General features: G+C 68.5%; 8 protein-coding genes. 1 reads left to right on the plus strand and 7 read right to left on the minus strand.

What is annotated here, in order from left to right:
- From ACFR9S_RS13125 to ACFR9S_RS13145, 5 genes are all read right to left on the minus strand, one after another.
- The coding region (locus ACFR9S_RS13125; RefSeq protein ID WP_379818849.1) for an MFS transporter at positions 1-582 on the minus strand (582 nt) is incomplete at its 3' end.
- A 91-nt stretch (positions 583-673) separates the two neighbouring features.
- Positions 674-1,780: an Mrp/NBP35 family ATP-binding protein gene (locus tag ACFR9S_RS13130; protein ID WP_379818850.1), complete on the minus strand. Its 1,107-nt coding sequence runs from the start codon at positions 1,778-1,780 to the stop codon at positions 674-676.
- 49 nt (positions 1,781-1,829) lie between these two features.
- On the minus strand, positions 1,830-2,063 hold the full coding sequence (locus tag ACFR9S_RS13135) for a hypothetical protein (protein ID WP_379730719.1): 234 nt from the start codon (positions 2,061-2,063) through the stop codon (positions 1,830-1,832).
- Positions 2,060-3,388: an NrfD/PsrC family molybdoenzyme membrane anchor subunit gene (nrfD, locus tag ACFR9S_RS13140; RefSeq protein WP_379730720.1), complete on the minus strand. Its 1,329-nt coding sequence runs from the start codon at positions 3,386-3,388 to the stop codon at positions 2,060-2,062. Before nrfD ends, ACFR9S_RS13135 begins: the two co-directional genes overlap by 4 nt.
- A gap of 73 nt (positions 3,389-3,461) precedes the next feature.
- Positions 3,462-4,685, minus strand: coding sequence for a 4Fe-4S ferredoxin N-terminal domain-containing protein (locus ACFR9S_RS13145; protein ID WP_379730721.1), 1,224 nt, complete (start codon positions 4,683-4,685; stop codon positions 3,462-3,464).
- 259 nt (positions 4,686-4,944) lie between these two features.
- Between ACFR9S_RS13145 and ACFR9S_RS13150 the strand changes: the two genes are divergently transcribed.
- Positions 4,945-5,115 (plus strand): HVO_0758 family zinc finger protein, encoded by a 171-nt coding sequence (locus ACFR9S_RS13150; protein ID WP_379730723.1) that lies wholly within the window; start codon positions 4,945-4,947, stop codon positions 5,113-5,115.
- 42 nt (positions 5,116-5,157) lie between these two features.
- On the opposite strand, the gene ACFR9S_RS13155 is transcribed toward ACFR9S_RS13150, so the two are convergent.
- Positions 5,158-6,069: a PhzF family phenazine biosynthesis protein gene (locus tag ACFR9S_RS13155; RefSeq protein WP_379730724.1), complete on the minus strand. Its 912-nt coding sequence runs from the start codon at positions 6,067-6,069 to the stop codon at positions 5,158-5,160.
- Positions 6,070-6,157: 88 nt separating this feature from the next.
- Positions 6,158-6,346 (minus strand): DUF7312 domain-containing protein, encoded by a 189-nt coding sequence (locus tag ACFR9S_RS13160; protein ID WP_379730725.1) that lies wholly within the window; start codon positions 6,344-6,346, stop codon positions 6,158-6,160.
- Positions 6,347-6,498: the final 152 nt, after the last annotated feature.

Raw genomic sequence — 6,498 nt, forward strand, 5'->3', positions numbered from 1 at the left:
GAGCACGACCGTCGCCGCGGTCGTGAGCAGCCCGCCGGCCGCGAGCGCGACGAACACCAGCCGCCAGGGCTCGTCGGCGGGCAGCCCCAGTGCGGCCAGCACGGGCGTCCAGTCGACGAAGCTGCCGACCGCGAGAGTCACCACGGGCGCGGCGATGGCGGCGGCGATCTGGTTGGCAGTGCCGTGGATGCCGATCATCCGGCCCACCCGCGAGGGGAACAGTTCGCTGACCAGCGTGTTGCCCGTGACGAAGTAGAGCCCCGAGGACAGCCCCGCGAGCCCGGCGCCGAGGATCAACAGCGGGACGCTCCACGCGACGGCGGCGACGCTGGCACCGACCGCCAGCACCAGCCCCGCCGAGAACACGACCGTCAGCCGCGACACTTTCGTCAGCAGGTAGCCGGTCGGGATCCGGGGGAGCGCGCTGCCGATCCACGCCGCCGAGGCGACGAGGCCGGCGGTCCCCTCGCCGACGCCGAACGTCGCGATGAACACGCTCACCAGCGGCGCCATCACCACCCGCGTGAAGTTGACGAGAAACGCGTAGCCACAGAGTGCACCGAAGAGCCGAGAGCGGGACACGCCAGCCGCTTGCCGGCGGGCGGGGTCAAGCGTTCCGAATTGATCGTCTCCGGACCGACCCGAGGGGGGCGGCCGGAAGACGCTCCGCGGATCAGGCGTCGGCGTTCGGCGTCTCGGCTTCCGCGGGCACGTCGTCGCCGCGCTCGGCGACGTGTTCGGCGACCGCTCGGCGGTTCAGTTCGCCGATCCGATCGGCGGTCGTGTCGACGAACTCGAAGAGGTCCTCGCGCACGTCGCTCTCCTCGTCGCGGACGGCCGGCCCGTCGGCGTCCTCGCTGTCGAAGTCGGGGTGGACGGGGAGCTCCGCGAGCACCGGGACGTCGTAGTCCTCGCTGATCTCCTCGGCGCCGCCGGCGCCGAACGGGTCGTGAACGTCGTCGCAGTTCGGGCACTGGAACGCGGACATGTTCTCGACGACGCCGAGCACGGGCGCGCCGTGCTCCTCGAAGAGGCGCAGCCCCTTCCGGGCGTCCGCGACCGCCATCTCTTGGGGCGTCGTGACGACGACGACGCCCGCGACGGGCAGCGTCTGCAGGAGGTTCAGCGAGGTGTCGCCCGTCCCCGGCGGGAGGTCGACGACGAGGTAGTCCAGCCGGCCCCACTGGACCTCGTTCACGAACTTCATCATCACGTTGTTCACCATCGGCCCGCGCATGACCGCGGGCTGGTCGTCGTCCTCGGGCATCATGTGATCGGTGCTCATCACGCGCACGCCGTCGGAAGCGGGGGGGACGATGTCCCCCTCGGGCGTGACGCCGGGTTCGTTCTCCGTGGGGAGGATCCGGGGGACGTTCGGGCCGTGAACGTCGGCGTCGAGGATGCCGACGCGGGCGCCGCGGTCCTGAAGCCCCGCCGCGAGGTTCGCGGCGACGGTGGTCTTACCGACGCCGCCCTTCCCGGACGCGACGGCGATCACGTTCTTCACTGACGGGAGGATGTCGTCGTCGAAGCCGTGGCTCTCGTCGACGCTCGCGCGCAGGTCCGGCTCCAGCCCCGCGTCCTCGACGACGTCGCGGATCTCGTTGCCCAGTTCGATCTCGGTCGGGGCGTACGGCGCGTTGAACGCCAGCCGGACGCGCGCGGCGTCCTCGGTGATCGCGACCTCGTCTACCAGCCCCATGGAGACGATGTCGTCGCCGTTCTGCGGGTCGTCGATCTCGCCGAGTCGGTCCCTGAGTTCGGTCGCGGTGATGGTCATGGTGTTTGGGGAAGTCGGGTGCGGTTGGCGGGCGGTTCCGGGGCCGCGTTCAGAAGAACACGGCCTTGATCAGCATCGTGACGACGAACAGGCCGCCCCACAGCGCGGTGGTGAGACCGGCGAGGTAGGCGAGCCCGAGGCCGGCGGTCTTCCGGTCGCTCGGGTCGCCGAGGAACCACGCGGCCACCATCACGTAGACGGGCAGGAGCACGATCCCGAAGATGAGGTACGTGCCCGGCCCGACGAAGGGCAGCGTGTACGACGCCGACGAGAGCGGGATCATGGGTCACTCACCTCCTCGTGGTCGCCTTCGATCGCGTGCAGTTCGACCACCGGGATCACCTTCGAGACCCCGAGGAAGAACAGCACGACGATGCTGACCGCGCCGAGTACGGACGACAGCTCGACGACAGAGGGGACGTACACGCCGGGGACGGCGTCGTACAGCTGGAAGTGGGCGTGCTGCAGCCCCTCGACGACGAACAGCGTCTTCTCGATCAGCGTGCCGACGAGCACCAGCACGGACACTGCGACGATGCGCGGGATCGTGAACAGATCCGCCTTCAGCGCGCACGCGAACACGTACAGCTCCGCGAGGATCACCAGCCCGATCGCGACCCAGTAGATCGGCGTCGCGATCTTGACTTCGGTGGCGTGCTGGAGCGTCGTCGGCGCGGCGAAGATCCCGGTGATGACCTGCTGGAGCTGGAGCCACAGGAAGAGGAGGCCGAAGAAGCCCAGCCACTTCGAGAGCCCGTAGAACACCTGCGTCGGGATGAGCTCCTCCCAGTCGTAGGCGTACCGGAACGCTGCGGCGACGATGATGATCCCGCTGACCGCCGAGGTCAGCGCGATCGAGAGGAACGACGGCCCCTGGACGCCGCCCGCCCAGCCGGCCATCGACGGCAGGAGCGCGAACAGCCACGGGATCACGCCCCCGTGGAGCAACAGCGGCGCCATGATGATGATGGCGAACGCGAGCCACCACACCATGCGCTCGACGACGGCGTCCTCCTTCTCGGTGTAGCCGATCGTGAGCGCCTCGTACAGCGGTTCGAAGCGATCCGGCAGCCGGTCGCGTAGCCGGACAATGTCGTACCGGATCGTCAACAGCAGGTACGTCGCCGTCAGCACGAAGTACGCGGTGATGACGGTGACGTCCCAGACCAGCGGCGACCAGTGGACGCGCCACGGCCACGCGGGCAGGACGCTCGTGACGAGGCGGTCGGGCCGGCCGACGTGGATGAGGATGTAGAGGCCGGCACAGGACAGCGCCGCGATCGTCAACAGCTCCGCCATGCGCGCGACGGGCTGGTACGTGTCCATGCCCAGCAGCCGCACCGCCGCCGAGAGGATGATGCCGCCGTGGGCGATGCCGACCCACCAGATGAACGCGCCGATGTACAGCCCCCACGGGACGCCGCCGCCGGAGCCCCAGTCGCCGAGATGGGTGACGATGAGGCCGTGTTGGAGCTGCTGGAGGTAGAAGTACAGCCAGATTCCGAGGCCGGCCAACGCCGCCAGCAGCACCGCGACCGTGTACTTCGAGCGCGTCTGGATGGGCCGGACGAGCGTCTCCCGGTCGACGCCGGTGACGTCGACGCTCACGGTCGCTCACCCCCGTCGGGACGGGCCAACGGAGCCGACGCGCAGTCACGAAGGGGGCGGATGCCGGCGGCCGTCATGCCTGCTCCCCCTCCTTGTTCGCCATCGCGCCGTTGTCGAGCACTTCCTCCTTGCGGTTGTCGACGATGCCCCGTTCCTCGTACGTGACCGGCCCCTCGACCTGCTCGGCGTGAGGCGACGGCTCGTTCCCGATGTAGTGGACGTTGGGGCTGGTGCCGCGTTCCTCCATGAGCTTGAACGTGGAGACGGTGTGCTCCTTCCGGTTGGGGTAGGTCATGTCGTTCTCCTGTTGGTCGCGGTACTCGCGGAGGTGCTGGTTCGGGTCGCTCTCCGGGTCGTTCAGGTCGCCGAAGTGGATGGCGTTCATCGCACACGCCTCCTCGCAGGCGGTGGTGCCGACCTTCTCCTCGCCCATCTGACCGTCCTGCCGGTCGACACAGAACGTACACTTGCCCATCACCCCCTTCGGGGGGCGTGCGCCGACCCACTTCCCGCGGTCGTCGATCTGGTTCTCGTCGGGGATCTCGGAGTCCGGGACGTCGGGCTCGCCCCACTGGAAGTAGTTGACGCCGTACGGACACGACACCTCGCAGTACCGGCAGCCGATGCAGATGTCGTAGTCCGTGAGGACGAGGCCGTCCTCCTCGCGGGTGTGACGTGCGCCGACCGGACACACCTTCGTACACGGGGAGTCCGTGCAGTGCTGACACGGCCGGACGAGGAAGTTCTCGTCGTCCTGATCCTCGTCCTCGTAGGTGAACACGTACATCCAGTTCGCGCCCCGGGACGTGCCGTGCTCCTCGTTGCACGCGACGACACAGGCGAGACAGCCGTCGCAGTTGTTGAGGTTGATCGTCATCCCCCAGCGCGTCCCGTCGTCGCTCTCCTCCGACTGCGCGTTCGCGGTTCGCTGGCCGGCGGCCGCGAACATCGACAGCGCGAGGGCGGCCGCGCCGCCTTTCTTCATGATCTCGCGCCGGGAGAGGTCCTCGCGCTCGGCCAGCGAGGAGAGCGTCTCGTCGATGTTGTCGCCCTCGAACTCGCCGTCGAGCAGGCCGGATATCTCCCGGTCGTCCTCGCCGAACTCCTCGAGGACGTCCTCGTGGTGGCGGCGGTAGAACTCCGCCTCCGAGAGTTCGCCCGCGGCGACCCGCCGGGCGTCCTTGGCCATCTCGACGCCGAGTTCGGTGTCGTACTCGGTGTCGTCGAGGGCGCGCTCCATGCGGTCCAGTTCGTCGTCGTCGATCGATATCGAGATGTCGTCGTCTGGCTCGTGCATTCGTATCAGCCTCCGATCGGGGCCGACGTGCTCTCACCTGCTTTTCGCTCGCTACAGCGCGCGCTTCGTTCGAAATCCGTCGCGAAAACCCGAAAAACACCCCTCGAATTTTCACACGCTGGGAAGAATCGAATATGTTCGTCCACCGTCGTGCGCGCGCCGACAGCGCGGGGGGTATCAGTTCGAGCCGATCGCTCGGTGCCCGAACGAGTGCGGATCCGTGCGGGGCCTTTTTGCGTTGGCACCCGAACCGGGGGGTATGAAGAGCACGCGGAAGGGGCTACGCAACGACGAACTCTACAAGGACACCTACCAGCGGCTCAACTGTGCGGAGTGTGAGAAGACCCTCGCCACCGAGAACCCGCCGGACGAGGTGTACAACGTCCGGAAGTGTCCGGACTGCGGGAAGGAGTGGAAGGAGCTGCCCTAGCCCGAACCGCTCCGTCGACAACGCCCACGCACCGAGCAAGCCTCAGGCTTCGATGATCTCGTCCTCGTCGTACTCCGGCACCGTCAGCGACCCGTCCAGCGACACCACCGCGTCGCCGCCGACCTGCACCGTCCGGCCGTCGACGCGCACGCCGACGTAGCCCGGCCGGTCGAGGAAGTGGCCCTGCTCGAACGTCATTCGTTCGGGAAACTCGTCGTCGAACGCCGCGAAGTGGTCGAGGTAGGCGCCGCAGGCGCCCGAGGCGGTGCCGGTCACGGGGTCCTCGTCGACGCCGAGACCGGGGACGAACGCCCGGCCGTGTAGCGTCGAGTCCTGACTCCGGCCGATCGCGTCGAACGTGAACGTGTAGATCCCCTCGGTGTCGTGTTTCGCCGCCAGCGCCTCGACGGCGTCGTAATCCGGCTCCATCGCCGAGAGGTGTTCGAGGAAGTTCACCGGGAGGATCAGGAACGGCAGCCCGGTCGAGGCGTACGCGGGCGGGAGGTCCGCGCCCACGTCCTTGAACGCCGCCTCGTCGATCCCCAGCGCGTCGGCGGCCGCGCCGTAGTCGAGGTCGACCTCGAAGATCTGCGGGGCGTTCTGGGTCATCCACACCGCGCCCGTCTCGGTCACCTGTATCTCCAGCACGCCCACCTCGGTCTCCAGCGTGTAGCTCCCGGCGTCAATCACGCCGTCGTCGAACAGCGCGCCGTGGGCGGCGATCGTCGCGTGGCCACAGAGGTCGACTTCCTGTGTCGGCGTGAAGTAGCGCACCTTCCGGTCGGCCTCGGTCGAGGGGAGGAGGAAGGCGGTCTCGGAGACCGACAGCTCGCGCGCGATCGCCTGCATCTGCTCGTCGCTCAGCCCAGAAGCGTCGGGCACCACCCCGGCGGCGTTGCCCGCCAGCGGCTCCGTCGTGAACGCGTCGACGAGAAGCGTCCGGTAGCTCTCCATGGCCGGAGATCGGCCCGGGTCGGTTTAGACGTGGCGGGCTGTTGATCGCCGAGGTCGTGGCGGTGCGGTCGTCGAAACCGTGGCGAGCTCAGAAGCCGCCGAACAGGACCACGAGCGTCAGTGCGGCGCCGAGAACGACGAACCCGACGCCCTCGGCCGTGGGGTCGCCCGGCTCGATCGGCGCGGGCTCGTACCCCGTCGTCCCGTCTTCGCCCTCTTCGAGGTCGTCGAGGCTGATCGCCCACTCCTCGTCGTCCCCGTCCGTCGTGCGACTCATCGACCGAACGGAGGCCGTCGGCGCGGAAAGCCGTTTGGGTGGCGGCCGCTCTCCGGGCGTCGAAACCCCTTTGTCCACCAGCACCCCAAGCGAACACGTGACACGCGGCGTCGACGAGGAGAAACGGGCGACGCTCAAGCGGTTCGCCGCCG

This window comes from Halolamina salina, from assembly GCF_042678005.1.
GTDB lineage: Archaea > Halobacteriota > Halobacteria > Halobacteriales > Haloferacaceae > Halolamina > Halolamina salina.